The organism is Ectopseudomonas chengduensis (genome assembly GCF_900102635.1).
Taxonomy (GTDB): Bacteria; Pseudomonadota; Gammaproteobacteria; order Pseudomonadales; family Pseudomonadaceae; genus Aquipseudomonas; species Aquipseudomonas chengduensis.
Genome location: NZ_FMZQ01000001.1, coordinates 166,839 through 189,933, shown reverse-complemented (window position 1 = coordinate 189,933; position 23,095 = coordinate 166,839). Strand labels below are relative to the sequence as shown.

Annotated in this window: 21 protein-coding genes, 1 pseudogene and 1 riboswitch; of the genes and pseudogenes, 7 read left to right on the top strand and 15 right to left on the bottom strand. The window is 62.9% G+C overall.

Annotated features, from left to right (window positions below; all coding sequences use genetic code 11):
* Nucleotides 1-12: 12 nt before the first annotated feature.
* A pseudogene (locus BLS08_RS00830) lies at nt 13-198 on the top strand (ATP-binding protein); the annotation flags it as partial.
* A gap of 274 nt (nt 199-472) precedes the next feature.
* Here BLS08_RS00830 and BLS08_RS00825 read toward each other — a convergent pair.
* From BLS08_RS00825 to BLS08_RS00810, 4 genes are all read right to left on the bottom strand, one after another.
* Nucleotides 473-901: a hypothetical protein gene (locus tag BLS08_RS00825; protein ID WP_055986080.1), complete on the bottom strand. Its 429-nt coding sequence runs from the start codon at nt 899-901 to the stop codon at nt 473-475.
* Nucleotides 898-2,751: a DEAD/DEAH box helicase gene (locus tag BLS08_RS00820; RefSeq protein ID WP_090335907.1), complete on the bottom strand. Its 1,854-nt coding sequence runs from the start codon at nt 2,749-2,751 to the stop codon at nt 898-900. Before BLS08_RS00820 ends, BLS08_RS00825 begins: the two co-directional genes overlap by 4 nt.
* A 697-nt stretch (nt 2,752-3,448) precedes the next feature.
* Nucleotides 3,449-4,228, bottom strand: a complete 780-nt coding sequence (gene map / locus BLS08_RS00815) for a type I methionyl aminopeptidase (RefSeq protein WP_090335906.1) — start codon at nt 4,226-4,228, stop codon at nt 3,449-3,451.
* Complete coding sequence (locus tag BLS08_RS00810) at nt 4,225-4,437, bottom strand: ParD-like family protein (protein WP_090335904.1); 213 nt, start codon at nt 4,435-4,437, stop codon at nt 4,225-4,227. The genes map and BLS08_RS00810 overlap by 4 nt, the downstream gene beginning before the upstream one ends.
* Before the next feature lie 174 nt (nt 4,438-4,611).
* Between BLS08_RS00810 and BLS08_RS00805 the strand changes: the two genes are divergently transcribed.
* Complete coding sequence (locus BLS08_RS00805) at nt 4,612-4,842, top strand: hypothetical protein (RefSeq protein WP_074677152.1); 231 nt, start codon at nt 4,612-4,614, stop codon at nt 4,840-4,842.
* 233 nt (nt 4,843-5,075) lie between these two features.
* Here the strand turns inward: BLS08_RS00805 and cobM are convergent, their stop codons facing one another.
* Both cobM and BLS08_RS00795 read right to left on the bottom strand, forming a co-directional pair.
* On the bottom strand, nt 5,076-5,831 hold the full coding sequence (cobM, locus tag BLS08_RS00800) for a precorrin-4 C(11)-methyltransferase (protein ID WP_090335903.1): 756 nt from the start codon (nt 5,829-5,831) through the stop codon (nt 5,076-5,078).
* Nucleotides 5,828-6,268 carry a cobalamin biosynthesis protein gene (locus tag BLS08_RS00795; protein ID WP_090335901.1) on the bottom strand — a complete coding sequence of 147 codons (441 nt, stop codon included), beginning with the start codon at nt 6,266-6,268 and terminating at the stop codon, nt 5,828-5,830. Before BLS08_RS00795 ends, cobM begins: the two co-directional genes overlap by 4 nt.
* A gap of 86 nt (nt 6,269-6,354) precedes the next feature.
* Nucleotides 6,355-6,550: riboswitch (cobalamin riboswitch) on the top strand.
* Between the two features lie 95 nt (nt 6,551-6,645).
* Between BLS08_RS00795 and cobW the strand changes: the two genes are divergently transcribed.
* The 5 genes from cobW (at nt 6,646) to cobF (ending at nt 14,262) form a co-directional block, all read left to right on the top strand.
* Complete coding sequence (gene cobW / locus BLS08_RS00790) at nt 6,646-7,695, top strand: cobalamin biosynthesis protein CobW (RefSeq protein WP_090335899.1); 1,050 nt, start codon at nt 6,646-6,648, stop codon at nt 7,693-7,695.
* Nucleotides 7,696-7,786: 91 nt separating this feature from the next.
* Nucleotides 7,787-11,533: a cobaltochelatase subunit CobN gene (gene cobN / locus BLS08_RS00785; RefSeq protein WP_090335898.1), complete on the top strand. Its 3,747-nt coding sequence runs from the start codon at nt 7,787-7,789 to the stop codon at nt 11,531-11,533.
* Nucleotides 11,534-11,804: 271 nt separating this feature from the next.
* On the top strand, nt 11,805-12,806 hold the full coding sequence (locus BLS08_RS00780; protein WP_090335896.1) for a magnesium chelatase ATPase subunit I: 1,002 nt from the start codon (nt 11,805-11,807) through the stop codon (nt 12,804-12,806).
* Nucleotides 12,788-13,498 carry a vWA domain-containing protein gene (locus BLS08_RS00775; protein ID WP_090335895.1) on the top strand — a complete coding sequence of 237 codons (711 nt, stop codon included), beginning with the start codon at nt 12,788-12,790 and terminating at the stop codon, nt 13,496-13,498. Before BLS08_RS00780 ends, BLS08_RS00775 begins: the two co-directional genes overlap by 19 nt.
* Nucleotides 13,495-14,262 (top strand): precorrin-6A synthase (deacetylating), encoded by a 768-nt coding sequence (gene cobF, locus BLS08_RS00770; protein WP_090335894.1) that lies wholly within the window; start codon nt 13,495-13,497, stop codon nt 14,260-14,262. Before BLS08_RS00775 ends, cobF begins: the two co-directional genes overlap by 4 nt.
* A 68-nt stretch (nt 14,263-14,330) precedes the next feature.
* On the opposite strand, the gene BLS08_RS00765 is transcribed toward cobF, so the two are convergent.
* From BLS08_RS00765 to BLS08_RS00725, 9 genes are all read right to left on the bottom strand, one after another.
* Nucleotides 14,331-15,227, bottom strand: coding sequence for a nucleotidyl transferase AbiEii/AbiGii toxin family protein (locus tag BLS08_RS00765; protein ID WP_090335892.1), 897 nt, complete (start codon nt 15,225-15,227; stop codon nt 14,331-14,333).
* The gene (abiEi, locus tag BLS08_RS00760) at nt 15,214-15,783 is read right to left on the bottom strand and encodes a type IV toxin-antitoxin system AbiEi family antitoxin (protein ID WP_090335891.1); all 570 of its coding nucleotides are present in this window, start codon (nt 15,781-15,783) and stop codon (nt 15,214-15,216) included. The genes BLS08_RS00765 and abiEi overlap by 14 nt, the downstream gene beginning before the upstream one ends.
* Before the next feature lie 257 nt (nt 15,784-16,040).
* Complete coding sequence (locus tag BLS08_RS00755) at nt 16,041-16,511, bottom strand: GNAT family N-acetyltransferase (RefSeq protein ID WP_090335889.1); 471 nt, start codon at nt 16,509-16,511, stop codon at nt 16,041-16,043.
* A 30-nt stretch (nt 16,512-16,541) separates the two neighbouring features.
* A complete protein-coding gene (locus BLS08_RS00750) occupies nt 16,542-17,054 on the bottom strand; it encodes a GNAT family N-acetyltransferase (protein WP_090335887.1) in 513 nt (170 codons plus the stop codon).
* The gene (locus BLS08_RS00745) at nt 17,054-19,198 is read right to left on the bottom strand and encodes a TonB-dependent receptor family protein (RefSeq protein WP_090335886.1); all 2,145 of its coding nucleotides are present in this window, start codon (nt 19,196-19,198) and stop codon (nt 17,054-17,056) included. The genes BLS08_RS00750 and BLS08_RS00745 overlap by 1 nt, the downstream gene beginning before the upstream one ends.
* 119 nt (nt 19,199-19,317) lie before the next feature.
* Complete coding sequence (locus BLS08_RS00740; RefSeq protein WP_090335884.1) at nt 19,318-19,935, bottom strand: FMN-dependent NADH-azoreductase; 618 nt, start codon at nt 19,933-19,935, stop codon at nt 19,318-19,320.
* Between the two features lie 26 nt (nt 19,936-19,961).
* Entirely contained in the window at nt 19,962-20,450 is a 489-nt protein-coding gene (locus BLS08_RS00735; protein WP_082107409.1) for a carboxymuconolactone decarboxylase family protein, read from the bottom strand.
* A gap of 233 nt (nt 20,451-20,683) precedes the next feature.
* Nucleotides 20,684-21,991, bottom strand: coding sequence for an MFS transporter (locus BLS08_RS00730; protein ID WP_090335883.1), 1,308 nt, complete (start codon nt 21,989-21,991; stop codon nt 20,684-20,686).
* Between the two features lie 101 nt (nt 21,992-22,092).
* On the bottom strand, nt 22,093-23,004 hold the full coding sequence (locus BLS08_RS00725; protein WP_075750985.1) for a LysR family transcriptional regulator: 912 nt from the start codon (nt 23,002-23,004) through the stop codon (nt 22,093-22,095).
* Between the last annotated feature and the right edge of the window lie 91 nt (nt 23,005-23,095).

The following is a 23,095-nucleotide window of genomic DNA, read 5'->3' as shown; positions in this document are numbered from 1 at the left end:
ATCTCCATGGGTGTGTTCGGCGACGCCAAGATGACCACCGCCCTGCTGGATCGGCTGACCCACCACTGCCACATCGTCGAAACCGGTAACGAGTCCTATCGCCTGCAACACAGTAGCTTGGCGGCCCAGGCCAAGATCAAATCACGGGAGCGAAAGCGTAAGGGCGGCCAGGAACCGGAGGACGATGAGCCGTTCTGATTTCATGGCGACGACGGCCTGCTACATGGCTGCGTGTGGCAGGTCTTAAACAACTGAACTGGGCTAGCGAAGGAGTGGGGGCAACAGCAGCTGCGCTGGTAGACTTATCCACAGTTGCTGGTAACAAAATCAGCAATCCGCCCTGGGTCAAATTTCAATCGGCAGGGTGGGTCAATTTTCCATCAGCGCCAACAGTACAAGTATGTCGAGCAGATTCACTGCGGCGATATCATGGCTGGTTGAGCATCGGTCGCAGTGGAATGACTGGCTAGGGTTAGGCCACCAGCCGCAGTTGCGGGGCAAGGGCAAGGTAGTCTTGGGGCATGGTTGATAGGATTGCGGCGACTTTCTCTCGCGGTAGCTGGTCAGCGAGCAGCGCTTCAAGTTTGCCGAGCCGCTCCAGGACGGCGTGGGTACGATCCCATTGAGTACTGAACCGCTTGGCCGTCATCTTCTGCTCGACAAGTACCAGATAACGGCTGCGATCGTAGGTATAGCGCATGGTGACCTTGCTCGACGATCCGTCTTCATCTTGCTCCGAGAAGACCAGCTCGAACACCAGCCCCTGCGATGTCTTTCGCGCCGAGGACTCGACGTAGTCATCTTCGAAGAGATTGTCGATAAGTTCGCTGGGCTGAACGCCACGGGTTACGTGGAGAGTCGAGAGCTCATCAACCAGTATTCTGATGGATTCTAGACTCATTTCAGCATTCTCCTTAATTCATCGATGATCACTACCACGTACTCAATCGACTTGGTCAGTGAGCTGTTGTCACGGTCAGCAACCCTACCGAATTTCTTCACCAGCTTGGTGTAGATAAAGCTCACCAGTATACCGTCGTTAGGCATGTTGGGTTTCGCCATCGGTAGGTGGTTTTTGAATATCGGATAAAGGGTAGAAGCTTTTTCTTCGATTTGCAGATCGCTGAGCAATGTTGCGACCTCGTCCTGAGCCTTCTTGGTAAGGATCTCGCGGAGTTGCTTACGCGCGATTTCAGGCCGCTTCTCCACGAGGTTGGGGTCTATGATCTGAGCTGCTTTCTTTGTCTCAGCACTCAGGAAGACGTTCTTGAGCTGTGCAAGAACATCCGCGTCATAGCCCTCAATCCCCGGAAGCGCCTGGACCTTCTGCGTTGCGATGGACTCGACTTCGGCCCGTTTCTCCGAAAATATCTTGTTGAAGTCCAGATCTCCAAGGTAGGAGTCACGGTCACTCACAAATGCTTCGGAGCTGGAAACACCACCCAGGTTCTGCTCTTTGCGCGTGTAGTCCTCGTCCGTGATTGTGTAGTCGCGGGTGCGCTGGTGTTTGGCCCGATCAACCTCAGTCTGGAAGGCAGTCCACATCGAATCCAAGCCGGTCTCCTGGTGATAGATCACCACGGCGTTGTTATCGATCTCAAAAGCCGTGATCTCGTCGGCTGGGATCGCCCGCAAAACCCTGCCCACAATTTGTGCGAAGGCATTTTCGCTTCGGTAGGGACGGAAGAGGGCCAGAACAGTGAGGTAACGATGGTCGTAGCCTTCCATCAACATGTTCACGGAGATAACGACATCGCACTGGTGGTTATCGATTACCCGGAATGCCGCATCGATATCTGCTAACTCCATGTCGCTGTGCACTACAGCTGCAGTCAGGTTCTTGGATTGATACCAGGTGCGCAGGTCCTCGGCGTGGGTGATGCTGCAACCGACAGCGAGAATCTTGTGTGGCACGTCCGGAGAGGTTTTCCGGAGCTCATCCAGTTTCTGAATGCTTAGGTTGATTACGTCCATTGAGCATTCTGGAGACAAGGCTACGCTGCGCTCTACCCACTCTCGGTCCTTGAATTCGAGGACTTGCTCTTTGGAGAGCCGAACACCTGGCTGCTCGGTGACGGTGAAGTAAAGCTCATGAGCATTTACGGTCTCTTTCCTCAGCCACTTAACATACCGATCACGCATCACCTCGGAGAGAGGCGTCTTATGGATCAGTTTTCCTGGCACTTCTTGGTTGTCGCCGCGGAACGGCGTACCAGTCACAAAGATCTTCTTAGCCTTGGAAAAGTGGGCCAGGGTCTTTTGCCAGCTACGTGCCGGCGCATGGTGCCCCTCATCAATGATGATGAGGTCGAAGAAGTCGGACGGCACCCGCTTCGTCAGTGACTGTCCGCGCTCGTTGTATACCTGCTGGATGTTCGAATAGACGAAGTGGGCTTGCTCAAGGCTGGCCTGATGGGTATCAGACGTAAATTCGCATGTGACCGGCAGATCCTCGGCACTGAAAATCACATCGAAATTGATCCAGAAGTTGTCTTCTAGCAGCTCCTGTGTCCGTCGAATGCTCTGCTTGGTGACCAGGCCTGGTGTAATGATCAACACACGTCCCTTTGCCAGGCCGAAAGGTACGATGGAGATCAGCCCGCTTTTGCCCGTCCCTGTCGGCAGGACGATTAGTGCATCCTCGTTGGAGTTCTCGAAATGCTCCTGCGCCTTGATATAGGCCTCGATCTGGGGGCTACGCAGCTTTTTATTGCCAAGGATATTGGCTGCCGTTTCGGTGAAATAATTCATAGACAGTCGAGATTCCTATCGGCGACGCGCGCCAAGGTGCCTGCTCGCTGGACAAGCACTCGGCGACGGGGACAGAGGTAGTTGAGGTGCGGCGGACGTGGCATTGAAATATCCGTATTTCGGGCTGGGCATCACGAGATTCTGATGATGGTCGAGCGTGTGCACTACGACTGATTGTAGCCTAGTGACATCACGCTTTGGCGCCTGACTTTCTTGAGAATACCCACACGCCATCGTGTGCGTGGACAATTCAATGCTGAGCTTTGTAGCCAACGACAAGGTTCATCGCCACTAGGATGTCCAAGGGGTGGTCAGTGATGGCACCCCTGAGCCGTCTCAGGGTTCTGGCACCCGCTGACTACCATCATGATGGGCCCCATATCTGGATCACCAAGCCCACGCGGTACTCCCTTAAGCCAATTCAATGGACGGTATCTCGATCCAGCGGCAGTGGGCTGCGATCCTTGTTTATGGCACGCGGCATGTGTGTAGGGCACGTGTGAGGCGGGGGCTGGCTGTGTCAAACTTTATTCTTGGCTGCGGTGGGGCTTTTTGGGCGGGCGCGTTAGGCTGTGTCAAACTATGTTTCGGTTGTTGTGGCAGGCCCTAGCGCTGAAGCTAGCGGATTTTGCGGCCCTCTATGTCAAACTATATTCTGGGTATCCACCGTCCATCTGGACGGGCTTTTGCGTTTCCATCACGCCGAAATCCTGCTCAGGTGCAGCTCTTCGGGGCGCAGCGTAAGGACGCGAACGCCGTCTCGGGTGACCGCCACGGTATGTTCGAATTGCGCCGAGAGCTGGCCGTCGCGGGTCACCACCGTCCAGCCGTCGCGCAGCGTACGCACGTCCGCCGTTCCCCGGTTGAGCATGGGTTCGATGGTGAAGGTCATGCCTTCGCGCAGGGTCAGGCCGGTGCCGGCTTTGCCCCAGTGCAGTACTTCGGGTGGCTCGTGCATTTCCCGGCCGATGCCGTGGCCGCAATACTCCCTGACCACCGAGTAGCGATGGGCGCGGGCATGGCGTTCGATGGCATGACCGATATCGCCGAGGCGGGCGCCGGGTCTGACGGCTTCGATGCCCTTGCACATCGCCTCATAGGTGACTTCGGCCAGCTGACGAGCCTGGTCCGACACCTTGCCGATCAGGTAGGTCTTGCTCGAATCGGCGATATAGCCGTTCTTCTCCAGGGTGATATCGAAATTCACCAGATCGCCATCGCGCAGGATATCGTCGGCGCTGGGGACTCCATGGCACACCACCTCGTTGCGTGACGTGTTCATGGCGTAGGCGAAACCATACTGGCCCTTGCTCGCCGGGCGCGCCTTGAGTTCACCCACGATGTAGTTATCCACAAGGTCGTTGACCTGCAGGGTCGACATGCCGAGCAGATCCAGGCGATCCAGGTAGCCGAACACGGACGCCAGCAACCTGCCGGATTCCGCCATCAGGGCGATCTGTTGCGGTGTCTTGCTCATGAGGCATCCGCCATTCTTGGCGGAACCACCACGCCGGCTGCACGCATCTCGGCGGACATCAGCTCATTGAAGCTCAGCGTCGGGTTCATCTCGCAGAGCATGCCGATGCGAATCCAGAAACCCGCCTGTGCATTGATCGAACGGCCCGAGACGCTGCTCGCCCGGCGGATTTGGTCATGCAGCTCGTCATCGATGTTGACGATGCCCATGGATACCTCCTTATATATGATTCGTATATGAAGCATATATAACTATGGGACTGATTTCACTCACCGATCATCAGTGAGCAAGGCGTGCTCACCTCATCCTTTACACTATGAGCCGTATCCGCTGCCGTATGCAGGCAGTGGGATCATCTGAGTCACGCTGGAACAGGAGAGAGGATGAAGCGCGCGGATGTGAAACGCAGAACGAGCGAGGGGGTTGTGTTCGATACCCAGGTCATGGTCAATCCGGCCAATACCGCTGAGTGGATCGTATTTTTCAAGAAAGGCGCAGGGCGTAGCTTCTTTCTGGTTGATGAGGCCGAGCAGGTCGAGACCTTTGCCAGCCTGGATGAGTTGATGCCGGAGCTGCGGGCTCTGGGTATCAAGCGGGTCGAGGTGCAGCTCTGAGGGTGAGTTGCTAACAGTTGCCGTGGATCATCTTGTGGATATCCTTGTGATACCAGGCTGAAGCCCAGATAAACCGGGCTAATCAGCCTGTTGTTCAAAAACTGATCCTTGTCGCATCGTTATTCACAATAGCTCTGGATAAACTTCGGCCTATCTTGTTGATAAGTTATCAGGCGTCAGCTATCACGGGGCTTTCAGCGCTTTGCGCAGTTTCTCGCCAGATGACGGATGGCTCAGTCGTTGCCAGGGCGATAAAGATGGCGATGCGCCGAGTCATATAACGCTGACTCGGCAAAGACACCCGGATCGAGCACTCGCCCGACCAGAATCAGTGCCGTGCGGCGAAAGCCCTTGGCTGCGACCTTGGTCTCGATATCGGCGAGGGTGCCGAGCACCCAGTCCTGATTCGGCCAACTGGCCCTGTGGATAACCGCGATGGGGCAGTCGGCGCCGTAGTGCGGCAGCAGTTCGCCGACTATGGCCGGCAGCTGGCGCACGCCGAGGTGGATGGCCATGGTTGCGCGGTGCCGCGCCAGATCCTGCAGTTGCTCGCCCTCGGGCATCGGCGAAGTGGTGCCGTAGCGGGTGAGAATTACGGTCTGGGCGATGCCCGGCAGGGTCAGCTCGCTTTCCAGCAAGGCCGCGCAGGCGGCGGTGGCCGTGACGCCGGGGATGATCTCGAAAGGGATGCCCAGAGCACGCAGCTCGCGAATCTGCTCGCCGATAGCGCCGTACAGCGAAGGGTCGCCGGAGTGCACGCGGGCCACATCCTCGCCGCGCTCATGGGCCTGGCTCAGCAGCGTAATGATCTCACTCAGGTGCAGCTCGGCCGTGTTGATTACCTGCTCCGCGTTGTGGCCGTGCAGGACTGCTGCGGGCACCAGCGAGCCGGCATAGAGGATCACCGGGCACGAACGAATCAGGCGCTGGCCCTTGACGGTAATCAGCTCGGGATCGCCGGGGCCGGCGCCGATAAAGTAGACGGTCATGCTACGGGCTCTCTATCGAAGGTGGCCAACGCACAGGTGGCGTTGGCCGTGCGGGTTTTCTCGCCCAGCAGGCGAGCTGCCTTGCCCAGTTGCGTGGCCAGAGCCAGGGCGCAGGGTTCAGCCACAGCGGGGCTGCCCGTTACGGATCGGACGAGGGCACTGCCGGCGTTCTCCGACTGGTAGAGGGTGAGTGCTTCGGGGGGGAAGAACGTCAGCTCCAGATTCAAGTGGGTTGCCAGTTGATGCAGCCCCGGCTCGTCGCGCTTGTGGGCGATGCTGGCCAGTCCAACGAGGTTATCCACAGTCAACTCATGCTGGGCCAGGCTGTGGATGAGCAGGGCGAGCAGGTCTTGCTGGGGGCAGTCGCGCCTGCAACCAAGCCCAGCCACCACCATGGGCGAGGCGTCAGGGCCGGGGTTCGAGGGGCTAGGCATCATCAAGGGCGCTCGTGCTGTGCAGCGGCGTAGCTCACCATGGCGCATCCCACCGGTCAACCGCGATTGACCGGCCGCCGCGGCCTGCGTAGCCTTCTCGCTTTCGAGGTTCTTCCCGGTACGGCGCCGGGGAGCTAAGAGGGAACAGGGTCGATGCCCTGGCTGCCCCCGCAACTGTGAACGGTCTTACACCCTTCGATACACCACTGCCGTCAGGCGGGAAGGTGAAGGGCACGCAATGCGCAGACCGTGAGCCAGGAGACCTGCCTCGACTGACCAGCCATTTGCTCGGACGGGGTGATCCGACGCGGCCAGCACGCACCTGCGTGCCCGCCTGCGCGTACCCGTCCGCCGAACTTACCGACGCCACGGGGCCCTCCATGAAAACCCTCGCCAAACTGCCTGTCACCATCGTCACCGGTTTTCTCGGTGCTGGTAAAACCACCCTGCTGCGCCATCTGCTGGCTAACGCCGGCGGCCGCCGTATCGCGGCGATCGTCAACGAGTTCGGTGAGCTGGGGATCGATGGTGAGATCCTCAAGCAGTGCTCCATCGACTGCAGCGAGGAAGAAGCCAACGGCCGCGTCTTCGAACTGGCCAACGGCTGCCTGTGCTGCACCGTGCAGGAGGAGTTCTTCCCGGTGATGCGCGAGCTGGTGGCGCGCCGTGGCGATCTCGACCATATACTTATCGAGACCAGCGGCCTGGCGCTGCCCAAGCCGCTGGTGCAGGCCTTCAACTGGCCGGAAATTCGCAACGCCTGCACCGTCGATGCGGTGATCACCGTGGTCGACAGCCCGGCGGTGCTCGCCGGCACCTTCGCCGCCTTCCCGGATCAGGTGGACGAGCAGCGCAAGCTCGACCCCAACCTCGATCATGAATCGCCGCTGCACGAGCTGTTCGCCGACCAGTTGGCCAGCGCCGACCTGGTGATCCTCAACAAGGCCGATTTGCTCGACGCCGAGGCGTTGGCCGCGGTGCGCGCCGAGGTGGCCGAGGAGCTGCCGCCGGCAGTGAAGGTGATCGAGGCGCACGGCGGCGAGCTGCCGCTGGACGTGCTGCTGGGCCTGAACAGCGAAACCGAGCTGCATATCGACAGCCGCCGCACCCATCACGACGATGAAGACGAAGACCACGATCACGAGGAGTTCGACTCGTTCCACGTGGAACTACCGGAAGCCGAGGAGGCGCGTCTGCTGGCCGCACTGAAGGATGCGGTGACCAAGTACGGCATCCTGCGGGTGAAAGGTTTCGCTGCCATCCCTGGCAAGCCGATGCGCCTGCTGGTGCAAGGTGTCGGTCAGCGTTTCGATCGCCACTTCGACCGCGCCTGGCAAGCCGACGAGCCGCGCCTGAGCCGCCTGGTGGTGATCGGCCAGCAGCTCGACCGCGCGGCTATAGAAGCCGAGCTGCAAGCAGCGCTGGCCTGAGTGATTGTGGGAGGGGCTTTAGCCGCGATCCAATTCGCGGATAGTCGCGGCTAAAGCCCCTCCCACGATTCGCGCCTTCCTCGGAGCGAACATGCATCTCCTGCGTACCCAGCCTGGCACCCAACTGCCGGCCGACAGCATTGCCGACCTTGGCCAGACGCCTGCCGAGCTGGTGATCCTGTGCACGGGTGACTCGCACCTCTCTCTGCTGGCTGAAGCCGCCCGGCACCTGCCGGAGGACTACCCCAGCCTGCGCCTGGCCAGCCCGGCGCAACTGAGCAACAACGCCTCGGTGGACTTCTACGTCGAGCAGGTGCTGCAGCACGCCAAGGTCATCCTGATCTCGGTGCATGGCGGGGTGAGTTACTGGCGCTACGGTGTCGAACGCCTGGTGGAGCTGGGTACGCGTGGCGCCACGGTGATCATGGTGCCGGGCGACGACAAGCCCGACCCGGAGCTGAGTGCCCTCGGCAACGTTAGCGAAGAAGACAGCCAGCGCCTCTGGCAGTACCTGCGCCAGGGCGGGCTGGATAACGCGCGCCAGCTGTTCCGCTACATCGGCAGCCGCTGGCTGGGGCGCGACGACAGTTGGCAGGAGCCGCAGCCGCTGCCGCGCGTCGGCCTGTATCACCCCAGCGCCAGCCCGGCCCGGCTTGCCGACTGGCAGATTCAGTGGCAGCCAGGCGCACCGGTGGTGGCGCTGCTGTTCTACCGCAACCATGTGCAGTCGGCGAATACCGCCTTCGTCGATACCTTCTGTGAGCACCTTGTCCGCCAGGGCCTCAACCCGCTGCCGATTGCGGTGGCCAGCCTCAAGGAGCCTGCCTGCCTGGATCAGGTGCAGGCCTGGCTGGACGAGACGAGCGCCGCGCTGATCATCAACACCACCGGCTTCGCCCTGTCCAACCCCGAGGCGCCGCAGGCGCGGGTGTTCCGCCGCGACATTCCGGTGCTGCAGGCCATCTGCTCGTTGGACAACCACACGCAATGGCAGACCAGCGCCCAGGGCCTGGGTTCGCGTGATCTGGCCATGCATGTGGTACTGCCCGAGCTGGATGGCCGGCTGATCGGCCCCGCCATCAGCTTCAAGGGCCTGGCCTGGCGCAGCGAGCGTAGCCAGAGCGACGTAGTGTGCTACCAGGCGCACGAGGCGGGGATGGCCTTCGTTGCTGCGCTGGCGCGTAACTGGTGCCAGTTGGCGATTAAAAGCAACGATCAGAAGCAAATCGCGCTGATCCTGGCCAACTACCCGACCCGTGATGGCCGTATCGGCAACGGTGTGGGCCTGGATACGCCGGCCGCCGCGCTGAATATTCTTCGTTCCCTGCAGGCGCAGGGCTACCCGGTGGATAACCTGCCTGATAGCGGCACCGCACTTGTCCACAGCCTGCTCGGTGGCGTCACCAATGATCTGGATGGCCTGGATACACGGCCCTGCGCGCAAAGCCTGGCGCTGGACGACTATCTGAAGTTTTTCCACAGCCTGCCGCCGGCCAACCAGCAGGCGGTGCGCGAACGTTGGGGCGAGCCGCAGCAGGACCCGATGTTCCGCAGTGGGCGGATGATGGTCGCCGGGTTGCGCTTCGGCCTGACCTTCGTTGGCATCCAGCCGGCGCGCGGTTATCAACTGGACGCGGCGGCGGTCTATCACGACCCCGATCTGGTGCCGCCGCATGGCTATATCGCCTTCTACGCCTGGCTGCGCACGGCCTTCGCCGCCGATGCGCTGATCCACGTCGGCAAGCACGGCAACCTGGAATGGTTGCCGGGCAAGAGCGTCGGCCTGTCCGAGGGCTGCTGGCCGCAGGCGCTGATCGGCCCACTGCCCAACATCTACCCCTTTATCGTCAACGACCCCGGTGAGGGCGCTCAGGCCAAACGCCGCACCCAGGCGGTGATCATCGACCACCTGATGCCGCCGCTGACCCGCGCCGAAAGCTACGGCCCGCTGCGTGATCTGGAGCGCCTGGCCGACGAATATTTCGAGGCCAGCCAGCTCGACCAGCGCCGCGCCGTGGAGCTGCGCGGCGAGATCCTGGCCAAGGTGCGCGAGGCCAGTCTCGACCGCGAGCTGGGCCTGCAACTCAACGATGATCCGGAAAGCTGGCTGCCGCAGCTCGACGCCTACCTGTGCGACCTCAAGGAATCGCAGATTCGCGATGGCCTGCACGTGTTTGGTGAGTCGCCGGCTGGCCAGTTGCGCCGCGACACCCTGCTGGCACTGCTGCGCATCCCCCGGGGCGATGGCCTGGGCGCCAATGCCAGCCTGCTGCGCGCGCTGGCCCGTGGTCTGGAGCTGGGCCTCGATCCGTTGGATTGCGACATGGGCCAGACCTGGGAAGGGCTGCGTCCACAAGCACTACAGGCTGTGGATAACAGTTTGTGGCGCACCGTAGGGGACACCCGTGAGCGCCTGGAGCTGCTGGCGCTGAGACTGATCGAGCAGCGTCTGACGGGTGAGCGCACTGACGCCTTCGGCGCCGAGGTGGCGCTGATTCTCGATGGCCTGGCCGATTACGTCGCGCCCTTGCTCGATGCCTGCGGCGATGCCGAGATGGGTGGCCTGCTGGCGGCACTGGAAGGGCGCTTCGTACCCGCCGGGCCAAGCGGCGCGCCGAGCCGTGGACGCATCGACGTGCTGCCCACCGGGCGTAACTTCTTCACCGTCGACGTGCGCCACCTGCCCACGCCGACCGCCTGGCGCCTCGGTGTGCAGGCCGCCGACCGCCTGCTGGAGCGCCACCTGCAGGACGAAGGCGACCACCTGCGCCAGCTCGGCCTGTCGGTGTGGGGCACGGCGACCATGCGCACCGGTGGCGACGATATTGCTCAAGCGCTGGCGCTGATGGGCGTGCGCCCGGTGTGGCAGCCCGGCAGCCAGCGTGTCGAGCGCTTCGAGGTCTTGGCTCTGGAACAGCTCGGCCGGCCACGGGTAGACGTCACCCTGCGCGTGTCGGGCTTCTTCCGCGACGCCTTCAGCAACCTGATTCGTCTGTTCGACGAGGCCGTGCAGGCGGTTATCGAACTGGACGAGCCGGAAGACATGAATCCGCTGTCGGCGCGGGTCTGGCGTGAGTCGCTCATCCTCAAGGATGACGGCCTGGATGAAGCCGAAGCGCGGCGTCAGGCCGGCTGGCGGGTGTTCGGCGCCAAGCCGGGCGCCTATGGCGCCGGGGTACAGAACGCCATCGAGGAACGTCTGTGGCAGAGCCGCGCGGATCTGGCCGAGGTCTATCTCAACTGGGGCGGCTACGCCTACGGCAGCGGCGCCGAGGGTGCCCCGGCGCGGCAGCGCTTCGTCGAGCGCCTGGAACAGATGCAGGCGGTGCTGCACAACCAGGATAACCGCGAGCACGACATCCTCGATTCCAACGACTACTACCAGTTCCAGGGCGGCATGCTGGCGGCGGTGGAGACCCTGCGCGGGCTCAAGGTGGCCAGCTACTTGGGTGACAACAGCCAGCCGGACACCCCGCGCATTCGCACCTTGAAGGAAGAACTCAACCGCGTGGTGCGTGCCCGCGCCGCCAATCCCAAATGGATCGAAGGCATGAAGCGCCACGGCTACAAGGGTGCCTTCGAACTGGCCGCGACCATCGACTACCTGTTCGCCTTCGACGCCACCAGCGAGCTGGTCGACGATCACCAGTACGCGCTGCTCACCGATGCCTACCTGCTCGACAAAGACACCCGAGACTTTATTCAGCAGCACAACCCCGGCGCGCTCAACGACATCCTCGAACGCCTGCTGGAAGCCCAGCAGCGCGGCCTGTGGGAGAATCCCGGCGAATACCGGGAAGCGCTGGAGAACCTGCTGCTCGATAGCGAAGAGTCATGAAGCGACACCTTCCCGTAGGGTGGGTTAGCCGGCTGTCGCGGTTGCCGGCCAACTCGTTGAAGCGGTTACGGCGTAACCCACCGTCGGCGGCACACGGTATGTCGCCTAGTGGGTTACGCGGCGCGCCACGGTTTTCTGCAGATATAAGGCTGGCGTTCTGCGCCGCTAACCCACCCTACGGGTGGCTGCCGGTAGCCCGGATGCAATCCGGGGCCGTTTTCGATATTCCCGGATTTCATCCGGGCTACGTCTAACTCCACGGATCACAGCCATGACCGAACATCACTTCCCCCTCGCCGCCGTGGTCGGCGCCGATTCGCTGAAGCTGGCGCTGTGCCTGGCGGCCATCGATCCGGCCATCGGCGGCGTGCTGATCGAAGGCCCGCGCGGCATGGCCAAATCGACCCTGGCCCGTGGCCTGGCTGATCTGCTCGACGGTGGGCGCTTCGTCACCCTGCCGCTGGGGGCGAGCGAGGAGCGCATCGTCGGCACCCTGGATCTGGATGCGGCCCTCGGCGAAGGCCGGGCGCAGTTTTCCCCTGGCCTGCTGGCGCGTGCCGATGGCGGCGTGCTTTATGTCGATGAGGTCAACCTGCTGCCAGACCATCTGGTCGATCTGCTGCTGGATGCCGCCGTCAGCGGCGTCAACCATGTCGAGCGTGACGGCATCTCCCATCGTCACGCCGCGCGCTTCGTGTTGATCGGCACCATGAACGTCGAAGAGGGCGAGTTGCGCCCGCAACTGCTCGACCGCTTCGGCCTCAACCTGGCGCTCGATGGCCAGCCGCAGCCAGCCGAACGTGCCGAGATCGTCCGTCGCCGTCTGGCCTTCGATGCGGCACCCGCAGCCTTCCTGCAACGCTGGCAGGGCGAGCAGGACGCCCTGGCCGAACGCTGCCGCAATGCCCGCCAGCGCCTGGCAGATATTCCGCTGGATGACGCCGCCCTTGGCGAGATCAGCCAGCGCTGTTTCGCCGCCAGCGTCGATGGCCTGCGCGCCGATCTGGTCTGGCTGCGTGCCGCCCGCGCCCATGCCGCCTGGCGTGGCGCGGCGGGCATCGAGCCTGTGGATATCGATGCGGTGGAGGACTTCGTTCTGCGCCATCGCCGTCGTCAGCCACAACCGCCGGCTGCCACGCCGCCCGAACAGGGCCAGGCACCGCAGCAAGCGCAGGAACAGAGCCAGGGTGAAGGTCAGTGGGGCGAGCTGCCGGCGCAGCCGCAAGCCATGGGTGAGCGGCGCGTGCCGCCGCGTTGGCCAAAAAAGCCCTGAGCATCCGCCCGCGCACAGCCACTGGCGCGGATGCCCGTAACCGGCCCGGACGACTCGGTGGCGGCCTGCGCGGCGCTGCGCGTAACGGCGTGGCCGGTCGTATCGACTGGGCGGCGACCCTGCGCCAGGGCCGGCCGCAACGCCGCGAACAGTTGGTGCTGCGCCCGCGCAGCCAGCAGGCTGAGGAACTGTGGCTGGTGCTGGTCGATGCCTCTGCCTCCACTCGCCGCCATGGCGCCCTGAGCTTGGCCAAGGGCGTGCTCGCCGAAGTCTTCGACAGCGCCTATCGCCAGCGCGCGCGCCTGGCCGTGCTGCAGGCCGGTGGCCGTAAAGCGCAATGGCTTTGGCAGGGGCGCAAGGCCAGCGCCGAGTTGCATCGCTGGCTGCACGAATTGGGCGCGGGAGGCGGCACGCCGCTGCTCGATGCACTGCAGCAGGCCGGCGACTGGCTGCTACGTCGCCAGCGCGTGAAACCGCATGAACGCCAGCGCCTGCTGATACTGACTGATGGCCGCCTGCGCGACTGGCCGTCGCTGGCGCCGCTGCCGTGCCCGAGCCTGCTGCTCGACACCGAGCGTGCGCCCATCCGCCTCGGCCGTGCGCGTAAGCTGGCGCAGGCGCTGCAGGCCGAGTACCAACATATCGACGACCTGGCGCCCGGCGTGTCGGGGCGCACCTGGAGAACCCCATGAAAACCCTGCTGCTGGTCGGCATCGGCGCCGGCGACCCGGACTACATCACCTATCAGGCGATCAAGGCGCTGCGCCGTAGCGACGTGATCTTTCTGATGGACAAGGGCGCGGCGAAGCACAAGCTCAACGCCCTGCGCCGGGAAATCTGCGCGCGCTTCCTGGACGGCCACACACCGCGTTTCGCCGAAGGCCAGCAGCCGGAGCGAGAACGCGAGGCTGCGGACTACCGCGCCAGCGTCGACGAGCTCAACCGTGACAAGCAGGCGGTGTTCGAGCAACTGATCGACGAGCAGATGGCCGATGGCGAGACGGCGGCCTTTATGGTCTGGGGCGACCCGTCGCTGTACGACAGCAGCATCCGCATCATCGAGGCCATCGCCGCGCGGCGTAGCGATTTCGTCTATGACGTGATCCCCGGCATCACCAGCCTGCAAGCGCTGACCGCCCGCCACCGCATCCCGCTCAACAGCATCGGCCGCGCCGTGGAAATCACCACCGGCCGACTGCTTGCCGAAGGCTGGCCGCAGGGCGTGGACAGCGTGGCGGTGATGCTCGACGCCAAGGACACCTACCGCCGCTTCGTCGGCCACGGCCTGCACATCTACTGGGGCGCTTACGTCGGCACCGCCGATGAAATCCTCATCGCCGGCCCGCTGGACGAGGTGGCCGAACGCATTGCCACGACCCGCGCCGAGGCGCGCGAGCGTAATGGGTGGATCATGGATAGTTATTTGCTGCGCAAGGAGGGTGTGGCACGGGAGTGATGTGGTGAGTGAGGGGCGGTGGACAAAAAGAGCGTTGTCCACCCTACGCCTGTGCAAGAGCAGCCCGCTTACATCATGAAGTGTCTGGAATCCTTTTCGGGACCGAGGCTGTTTTGCGCGCGGCGTATCAAGCCTGGAACCTCGTCGATCAGATAAGCCCAGAATCGGTCGTCGTTCACCGTCTGTTCAACGAGTTGGATTGGCAGGAAACGCTGCATTTCGCTGCGAAAATCTGCCTTGACCTGCAGGTCGTTGATCAGCGTCGCTGAGCGCTGCGCAGCTTTTTCCAGGAAGTCGCGGGTTTGCACCCGGTGGTCGTTGAGTTTGTCGGGTAGCAACTGCAGGGCTGGTTCTATCTTCTGCTGTTTCAGCCAGAGCAGGTCCCATAGATCGCGGCTCTTGATCCGCCCCTGCCTCAGAACGAATGCCAGGATCTTGTCGACATAGATTTCCTCGAGTGCTTCTGCGTTGAGGATCAGGCCTTGGGTGCCCATGTTCACTCCATAGGGGTTGAGTAGCACTCTGGGCGTGCTCATGTAGCTCGGGATGGCGCAGATATCGATATGAATGCGTTGGGCTGGCAGGTTGCGTGCGTCCGGGCGCGTCTGTACCCTCAGCTTCCAGGTATCGACGTTTCCGGACTCCTTGCTTGGTTCGCTGACGTCTACCTGCAGGCTGTATTTTGTCTGCAGCCTTTCTATCAGGATGGCCCTCAACTGAGCGAAACCGTCTCGGTTGAAATCGGCGCCGCCGGTGAAGTCCAGATCCTCGCTCAGGCGGTTGGAGCCATAGCAGGCCCGCAGGCAGGTCCCGCCGATAAAGCAGAGTTTCTCGAGCAGGCCGGTCTCGCTCAGTACCAGCATGATGTCGTGATGCAGCAGTTCCTTTTCTACCACGACGCGCAGGTTGGCTAGGTCAGGCTGGTTGCCGATGGCCTGGTCTACCAGTTGGTCAAACAAACTCATTGGCGATGCTCCAGTCGATCAGGTCGAGATTCCTTTTCGCAGCCTTCATATCGCGGATGGCCAGCGCAGGCTTGGCTCGCCACATCCGGCATTTGCTGTCGTAATCAAGTTGCCCCGAGAGTGCCTCGGCTTTTTGTGCGGTGTGAACGAATTCGATGGTGCCCCATAAACCACATTTGATCAGGTTGCTGCGGCCCGACGACATCAGCGTGATCCAGTTCATCGGTATTTGAGAAATGATGCCTGCGTCGCTCAGCGCCGTTTCCAGGCTTATATAGTTGAACTCATGTGCGCGCAGGCGTGCCGCAGCATGAAACAGCAACAGGCCGGTTGTCGGTTTGACGGGTCGATAGAAGTAGAGGCCACGGCAGATACGCTCCAACTTCCCGTCCCGGGCAGCCCGGCTGAGCAATGCGCGGTACGCCTCAGCGGAAATGTCCGGAACCAGGGCGCGCATATCCGAAGGCGTGAACAGGTAGCGTTCTGCATTCGCCAAGCTGCTCAGGCCGTCATAGAGGCGGCGTATGGGCTGGGCTGTTTCTCGGCGTTGGCTCATCACGATAACTCAACGGTAAGTGACGATAAGTGTAACTTGCTGTTGAGTTTTCGCAATTAGACGTCTCTGGATGAGACGACGGATACCACCACTTGGTCCGGCCAATGCCTGCGAATCTAGAGGTGTCTACGTTGCTACCGCCGATGAAGTTCTCATCGCTGGGTCGAACGCCTTGCCTCCACTTGTTGCGCAAGGACGGTTCGGCGCAGGGATGGCGTGAGGACGGTGGACAAGCAGAGCGTTGTCCACCCTACGCGTTACTCGTGTTTTGAGTGAGTCTGCAGCGATTTTTCCATCACGATGGTGCGTTCCGCGCCGTGAAGCTCATCGCGAATTTTCCGATAGCCCATGCTGGCGTAGAAACCTTCAGCGGTTAGTGATGACGGTACCAACAGCGTGAGCATGTCGGCGTTCAGCGCCTGAGCGTGGATCGTTTCCATCAGCTTGCGACCCACTCCGCTGCCCTGATGGCCGGGCTCGACGAAGACCGTTCTGACAACATCGCCGTCGAGGCTGGCGGTGGCGATCAGATCGTCGTGCATCAAGGCGACGAAAACCTTGCGCTTGTTGAGCAATACAGCCACAGCTTCGGGTGTGAAGCTTTTCTCGACCTGGGCGATCACCTCAGCTGGATAGTCCTGAGCATTCGACTCGCGTAACGCGGTGATCACGATACGGCTGATCGCCGCCGCATCCTCCTTCGTCGCAAGCCTGATCCTGCAGTCCATGCTGTTCTCGCTTTTTTGTCGTTCAACAACTCAGCCGGGGTTTTCCAAGTCGCTGATTTCTTGCTGATAAACCCGCATACCACGCGCCTGATAGTTGGCCAGGGCCGCCGGATGATCGAAGGTGCAGGTGTGCACCCAAACGCGCTCAGTCCCCGGCCACTGCCAGGCCGATTGAATGGCATGGCTGAGCAGTGGGCCACCGAAGCCGCGGTCGAGAAACTGCGGAGCCAGGCCGAAGTAGCGGATCTCCGTGCTGCGCCCGTCAGGACGGAACAGCTCGTAGTAACCGGCGATGGCGCCATGGTGATAGGCGACCCAGGTACGGTGTGCTTCGTTTTCCACCATGGTGCGCCACTGTGCGTCGCTCCAGTCGTCCAGGTCACCCCATTCCCAGGTCGAGCCGACCAGTTGGTAGAGAAAGCGATTGAGTGCCGGCTGAGGCTCTTCGCACTCGACGATCTGCAGGTCGCTGCGCTGAGGCTTGGCCTTCAGTTGATCCAGCGAGGTCATCTCCAGGTAGTACGTGGTGTACGTCTGCGCCATCAGAGCCAACTCCAGGAAACCCCCATATACACCCCAAACCCTTCCCCGGGCGTGGAGCGCGCTACATCGGCGCCGTTGTCGTTATAGCCCGGTGTAACGGTGGCGGCATAGCGTTTGTCGGTCAGGTTGCGCAGGTCGAGCCAGGTTTGCCAGTCGTCTTTCGGCGAGGCGTAGCCGAGGGTGGCGCCGAAGGTGGCGTAGGCATCGGCGTAATAGGAGTTGGCGTAGTCCACCGCCACCTTCGAGGCGTACTGGGTGTTGAGGCCTGCGTAGAAACCGCTCGGGTGGTCGTAGCGCAGCTCTGCCTGGTAGTAGTGGCGCGGCAGGCCGGGCAGGCGGTTGTCGCCGAAGGCATCGTCATCGCGGTAGTGGAAGTCGCTGAAGGTGTAGGCCTGGCGCAGGCTCAGTGCGCCAGCGGCGCCGCCTTGCCACAGCGGGCTGGTCAGACCGGCTTCGATGCCCTGGTGCACGGTGGGGCTGGCGTTGGATTCGGCGATGACGTTGGGCTCGATCTCGACGGTGAGCAGCTCGTGACGTACCTGCGAGTAGTAGTAGGCCAGCTCCCACTGGCCCAGCGCGGAATCACCGCGCCCGCCAACCTCGAAGGTGGTGGCGGTCTGGTTGTCCAGGCTGATGGCAGCGCGCTGGCGCGCGGCATAGGGCTGCGTGGTGGTGCTGGAGAAGCGCAGCGGCGAGCCCCAGAGCATCGACCAGGCATGCGGTGGTTCCACCGAGCGGCTGATATTGCCGTACAGCTGCACCTCGGGGTTGAGCTGATAGCGCAGGCCGATACGTGGCGCGTAGTCCCAGGTGCTTTCGTCGAGCTTGTCGTCGTTGGTCGGCCAGGTCACCTGCACTTCGCGGCGGGTATGGATCAGCGCCAGGCCGCTGGTCAGCCACAGGTCAGGCGCCAGCTCCAGTTCGTTGCCGATATGCAGCACGTTGTCCGAACCCAGGTGCTCGTAGTCGCGCATCAGAGTGCCGGCCGGATAGGGCATGCCGTTGACGTTGATCGGCAACGCCGCGGTCTCTTTCGCTTTGCTGCTCGGCAGGTTGATGGTGCTGCGCCAGCCGATGGTGGTGCTGCTATTGAGCCCGAACAGGGTATGCCGGCGCGTGTAGTTCAGAGTGCCGCTGATATCGCTGTAGTCCACGCGGATACGGTAGGCGCCGCCGCGATAGGCGGTCTCGGTGATATCCATGGGGTAGTGGTGATAGGCCAGGCCGGCGACCAGGGTGGAGTCGTCGTCGATCTGCCAGGTGGTCTTGTTGGCCAGCCAGGTGCTGCCGGGCTGATCGCGGTGGGCGTCGATGCTGCGATTGGACGCGTTGGCCTGGCGCGGGTCGTCCTTGAGTTGCGCTTTGCTCAGGCGGCCGGGCGTTTCATGCTCGGTTTCGCGGTAGCGCAGGTAGAAGCGCGTCTCCAGATTCTCATTGAGCCGATAGCCGAAGTTGGCGGCCACGCCCTTGCCTTTGCCCGACGCGTGATCTTGATAGCCATCGGTGTGGCTGTCGGTGAGGGCGAGGTAGTAGTCGAAATCGCCCAGCACCTGGCCGGAGGCGATGTTGCGCTTCTGGTAGCCACGGCTGCCGGTTTCATAGCGCAGTTGCAGCTTGGGCGCGGTGTAGCCAGTGTGGGTGATGTAGTCGATGGCGCCGCCCAAAGCCAGCGAGCCACGGTCGAAGCCATTGGCGCCGCGCAGCACTTCGGCGCGACTTATCCACAAGGGTTCCAGCAGTTCGTAGGGCGTGCCGCCGGAGCCGGTCAGCGGCAGGCCGTCGAGCAGGATGTGGGTGCCGGAAGCGTGCGAGCCGGGGCCACGATTGATACCCGAGCCACGCACGCTGATCTTCACGCCCTCGTTGCCGGGCGACTGCGCATAGACCCCGGGCTGGTAGGCCAGCACGTCGGCGACGCCGGCCACGCGGCCCTGCTCGACCTTGTCCATGTCCACCAGGTTGGTGGCGCCAGGGACCTGTTTCAGCTCTTCCTGCGCGGTCTCGATGTCGCTCAGCGGTGCGCCGCTGACCTGCATGGCGTCCAGTTGCATGGGCTGCTGAGCCAGGGCGATTGGCGCTGCCAGGCAGTTGAAGGTCAGCAGGGCCAGGCGGACCGGTCGAGCGTATAGCGGCTGGGGCAACATGCGAAGGTTCCATTGAGCGGGCTACGAGTCTGTCTGATGGATGACGCAGGCGATTCGTCACCATCGTCCGCAACCCTACAGAATCCTTCGCTCAGACGCCTGACGTGTTGTCAGCCGTTTCACTCGGCAGAGAAGAACGCGGCTACCTGTGACTGCGCCACGGCGCGGGCTTCCAGCAGGGCATGCTCACCTCTGGCGGTACCCTCCACACAGAAGAAGTGCATGTTCTTGAGGCCCACCGTGGCCAGGGCCGCCTGCAGGTAGGGGCGCAGGAAGTCTGGCTGCCGCGCCTGATCGCCGCTGATCAGCCCGCCTGAGGCCAGCGCCACGTACACCGGGCGGTCACGTAGCAGGCCAACCTTGCCTTGCGGTGTGCCGTTGAATGTCATGCGAATCCGCACTATGTGATCGACCCAGGCCTTGAGTGTCGAGGGGACGGTGTAGTTGTGCATGGGGGTGGCGATCAGCAGCACATCCGCTTCGTCGAGCTGACGGATCAGCTCGGCGGAGCGACGCCGGGCGCTGCCGGTCTCTGCCTGGTCACTGTCAGAGGGAGAGGCCAGAGCCATGGCATAGTCGTGATCGACATGTTGCAGATCGTTGAGGTCGACGTCCTGCACCTCCAGCGAGTGCCGACCAGCGAGGCCGTCGAGCACCTGTTGAGACAGACGCAGGCTTTCCGATTCAGCGCCACGCGGGCTGCTGATCAGGCGCAGCACACGGATAGCTGCAGGCATGGGCGTAACCTCTCTGAGATCGGGCTTCAGGCCAGGTCGGCCTTGTCCAGGCCGAACTGCTTGTCAGCGGAGCCCGGCACGTTACGGAAGGCTACGCTCAGGCGATTCCAGCCATTGATGGCGACCACCAGGAAGCTCAGGTCCGACAGTTCCTGCTCGGAGAACTGCTCGCGCACGCTGGCGTAGATGGCGTCGGACACGCCATGCGGCGACAGCTGGGTCAGGGCTTCTGTCCACTCCAGCGCGGCGCGCTCCTGCGCGGAGAACAGCGGCGATTCGCGCCAGACGGCGACATGGTGCAGGCGCAGCTCGCGCTCGCCATGGATCTTCGCTTCCTTCACGTGCATGTCGACGCAGAAGGCGCAGCCATTGATCTGCGAGGCGCGCAGCATGACCAGGTGAGCCAGCGGCGCAAGGAACGGGCTGCGGGTCAGCAGCGTGGAGAATTCGGCGTACTTGCCGGAGGCCTTGGGGGAGAGTGCGAAGTAATCGAGGCGCTGGCTCATGGTTTTCATCCATCTGCGAGTTGAGAAGAAACCGATGCCCCTCTGCAACTGGCAGTACCACTGCGGCCCGGTGAGGACGAATGTACGCACCAGTGGTCTAGCCACATAGATCCATTTTTGTGGATTGTTACTGGTCCACTTTGCGCAACCGACTCATTCGTTGTACGGCCAACGCCTGCCGGGGTGGTAGGAGACAGACTGCGGCCAGTGCGCCGCAGCCGTGAGTCAAGCGTGGCGAGGTCTCAGGCCGGTTGATAGTTCAGCGGCCGCCTCGACGACTCGGGTAGCGCCAGGCCACCCGCCAGGGCCAGCAGGGCGATGACGATCAGGTAGTAGGCCGGCGACATGCGATTGCCGGTCGCCTCGATCAGCCAGGTGGCGATCAACGGCGCGGTGCCGCCGAAGATGGTGTAGGCCAGGTTATAGGTGAACGCCGAGGCGGTGTAGCGCACGCGGGTGGGGAACTGCTCGGATAGCAGCACGGCGGTTACCACGCCGCAGATCACCGCACCCACTGCCAGCAGCATGGCGCCCAGGGCTGAAGCCAGCAGGGTGCCCGAGGCGGCCAGGGTGAACGCCGGGTACACCGCGACAATCAGCGCCACCCCGGCAGTCAGGATGGTGCGGCGACGGCCTACACGATCCGAGTAGCGACCGACGAAAGGGCACAGCAGGGCGGCGAAGAACAGCGCGATCAGGCTGGCCAGCAAAGCCACCGGCCGTGCTGCGCCACCGACCACCTGCATGTAGGTGGTCAGGTAAGTGGTGAACATGTAGAACGATAGCGCCGTGGCGGAGATGAACGCCGACAGGCAGAGCACGGTGCCGCTGTGCTCGCGCAAGGTTTCGCGCAGCGGCGAATGTTCCGGATGAGGTTGCGCGGCCAGGGCCTGGAAGGCCGGCGACTCGTCCAGGCGCATGCGCATGTACAAGCCGACCAGGCCCAGCGGTGCGGCGATCAGAAAGGGCACGCGCCAGCCCCAGGCCTGCATCTGCGCTTCGTCCAGCCACAAGCCCATGCCGAACACCAGCCCGGCTGCGCAGGCGAACGCCATGAAGGTCGAGACCGGCACGAAGCTGCCATAACGGGCCTTCTGTTCGGTGGGCGCGTGTTCCATGACGAAGGCGCAGGCGCCGGCATACTCGCCACCGGCGGAGAAACCCTGCAGGCAACGCGCCAGCGCCAGCAGCAGCGGGGCGAACAGGCCGATGCTGGCGTAGGTCGGCAGCAGGCCGATCAGCGTGGTGGCGCCGGCCATCAGTAGCACGGTGATCGACAGCACGCGCTTGCGTCCGATGCGGTCGCCAAGAATGCCGAAGACGATACCGCCCAGCGGGCGCAGGGCGAACGATACGGCGAACACGGCGAAGGTCTGCAGCAGCGCCAGGGTCGGATTGCCCGGCGGGAAGAACAGCGAGGCGATGGTCACGGCGAGAAAACCGTAGACGCCGAAGTCGAACCACTCGACGAAGTTGCCGATGGCCGAGGCGGCGATCACCTTGTGCAAGGTGGCTGGGCTGACCTGCTGGCCTGTGTTGATAGCATTCATGCGACGCTCCTGATCCCTGATTTAGACGGCTTCAGGCAGGTTACGGAGCGATAGCCGGGGCGGGCGCTTCGCAGGCGACAGTGGCGTTGCCGTGAGCGACCTCAGCCCTGGGGAAACTGCGCCGGATCGGAGAAGCAGGCGCGCAGGTGATCGAACACCAGGCGCACCCTTGGCGGCACCGGGCCCTGCTGTGGGCGGTAGATGAACAGCTGCCAGGGATCGGGCGCCTGCTCCGTCAGCACCGCCTGCAGGTGGCCGCTTTGCAGATAGGGCTGCGCCAGGTAGGCGGGCAACTGGCCGTAGGCCAGGCCGGCGAGCACGGCTTCCAGTTCGGCTTCGGGGTCATCGCACACAAACGCGGGCGCGGGCGGATGCAGGCTGGGGCCGTGAGCGAAGGTCCACGGCCAGGGGCGGCCATTCTTGCGGTCGATCAGCACCGACAGCGGCCGCTGCTGCAACTCGTCGAGGTCACGCGGCGCGCCGCTGGCAGCGATCAGTTCCGGCGTAGCCACTACCTGCAATGGCACCGGTGCCAGGGCGCGGGCGACGTAGCGGCTGTCACGCAGGAAGCCGACGTGGATGCCGATGTCGATCTGCGCCTCCACCGCGTCGGTGATCTCGTCCTCCAGGCGCAGGTTCAGCACCAGCTGTGGGTGCTGCTTGAGCAAGGGCTGCAGGAACGCCACCAGAAAGCGCTTGCCGATGGCCTGCGGCGCGGTGATGCCGATGCGCCCGGCGATGGCTGACTCGGCGTCGGCGCGGTGGCCGCGAAACAGCGCGTCGAAATCCTCCAGCTTTTGCCTGGCGCGCACCGCGTAGGCCTCACCGAAGGCGGTGATATGCACCTGGCGGGTGTTGCGGTGGAAGAGAATCTCGCCGAGTTCTTCCTCCAGCGCCTTGATCGCGCGGGTCACCGCCTGCGGGGAAACGCCCAGGCGAGTCGCTGCCTCGCGGAAATTGCTGCAGTCGGCCGCGCTGCAGAAGATGCGGATCATCTCCATGCGATTGAGCATGTCGGGGCGCCTTTGTATTCCATGATGTGGAATAGCCTAATCCAAACTCTTCCATTTATTGAAACGGAAATCGCCTCTAACGTGAGCCCAT

Bases quoted from the DNA above. Each gene is read 5' to 3' on its own strand.
- BLS08_RS00780 (WP_090335896.1), top strand. From the start codon at position 11,805: ATGACCGAACATCACTTCCCCCTCGCCGCCGTGGTCGGCGCCGATTCG.
- BLS08_RS00820 (WP_090335907.1), bottom strand. From the start codon at position 2,751: ATGAATTATTTCACCGAAACGGCAGCCAATATCCTTGGCAATAAAAAG.
- cobW (WP_090335899.1), top strand. From the start codon at position 6,646: ATGAAAACCCTCGCCAAACTGCCTGTCACCATCGTCACCGGTTTTCTC.
- BLS08_RS00735 (WP_082107409.1), bottom strand. From the start codon at position 20,450: ATGAAAACCATGAGCCAGCGCCTCGATTACTTCGCACTCTCCCCCAAG.
- BLS08_RS00825 (WP_055986080.1), bottom strand. From the start codon at position 901: ATGAGTCTAGAATCCATCAGAATACTGGTTGATGAGCTCTCGACTCTC.
- BLS08_RS00740 (WP_090335884.1), bottom strand. From the start codon at position 19,935: ATGCCTGCAGCTATCCGTGTGCTGCGCCTGATCAGCAGCCCGCGTGGC.
- BLS08_RS00795 (WP_090335901.1), bottom strand. From the start codon at position 6,268: ATGATGCCTAGCCCCTCGAACCCCGGCCCTGACGCCTCGCCCATGGTG.
- BLS08_RS00805 (WP_074677152.1), top strand. From the start codon at position 4,612: ATGAAGCGCGCGGATGTGAAACGCAGAACGAGCGAGGGGGTTGTGTTC.
- BLS08_RS00765 (WP_090335892.1), bottom strand. From the start codon at position 15,227: ATGAGTTTGTTTGACCAACTGGTAGACCAGGCCATCGGCAACCAGCCT.
- cobM (WP_090335903.1), bottom strand. From the start codon at position 5,831: ATGACCGTCTACTTTATCGGCGCCGGCCCCGGCGATCCCGAGCTGATT.
- BLS08_RS00745 (WP_090335886.1), bottom strand. From the start codon at position 19,198: ATGTTGCCCCAGCCGCTATACGCTCGACCGGTCCGCCTGGCCCTGCTG.
- BLS08_RS00750 (WP_090335887.1), bottom strand. From the start codon at position 17,054: ATGGCGCAGACGTACACCACGTACTACCTGGAGATGACCTCGCTGGAT.
- BLS08_RS00725 (WP_075750985.1), bottom strand. From the start codon at position 23,004: ATGCTCAATCGCATGGAGATGATCCGCATCTTCTGCAGCGCGGCCGAC.
- BLS08_RS00755 (WP_090335889.1), bottom strand. From the start codon at position 16,511: ATGGACTGCAGGATCAGGCTTGCGACGAAGGAGGATGCGGCGGCGATC.
- cobN (WP_090335898.1), top strand. From the start codon at position 7,787: ATGCATCTCCTGCGTACCCAGCCTGGCACCCAACTGCCGGCCGACAGC.
- map (WP_090335906.1), bottom strand. From the start codon at position 4,228: ATGAGCAAGACACCGCAACAGATCGCCCTGATGGCGGAATCCGGCAGG.
- abiEi (WP_090335891.1), bottom strand. From the start codon at position 15,783: ATGAGCCAACGCCGAGAAACAGCCCAGCCCATACGCCGCCTCTATGAC.
- BLS08_RS00810 (WP_090335904.1), bottom strand. From the start codon at position 4,437: ATGGGCATCGTCAACATCGATGACGAGCTGCATGACCAAATCCGCCGG.
- BLS08_RS00730 (WP_090335883.1), bottom strand. From the start codon at position 21,991: ATGAATGCTATCAACACAGGCCAGCAGGTCAGCCCAGCCACCTTGCAC.
- cobF (WP_090335894.1), top strand. From the start codon at position 13,495: ATGAAAACCCTGCTGCTGGTCGGCATCGGCGCCGGCGACCCGGACTAC.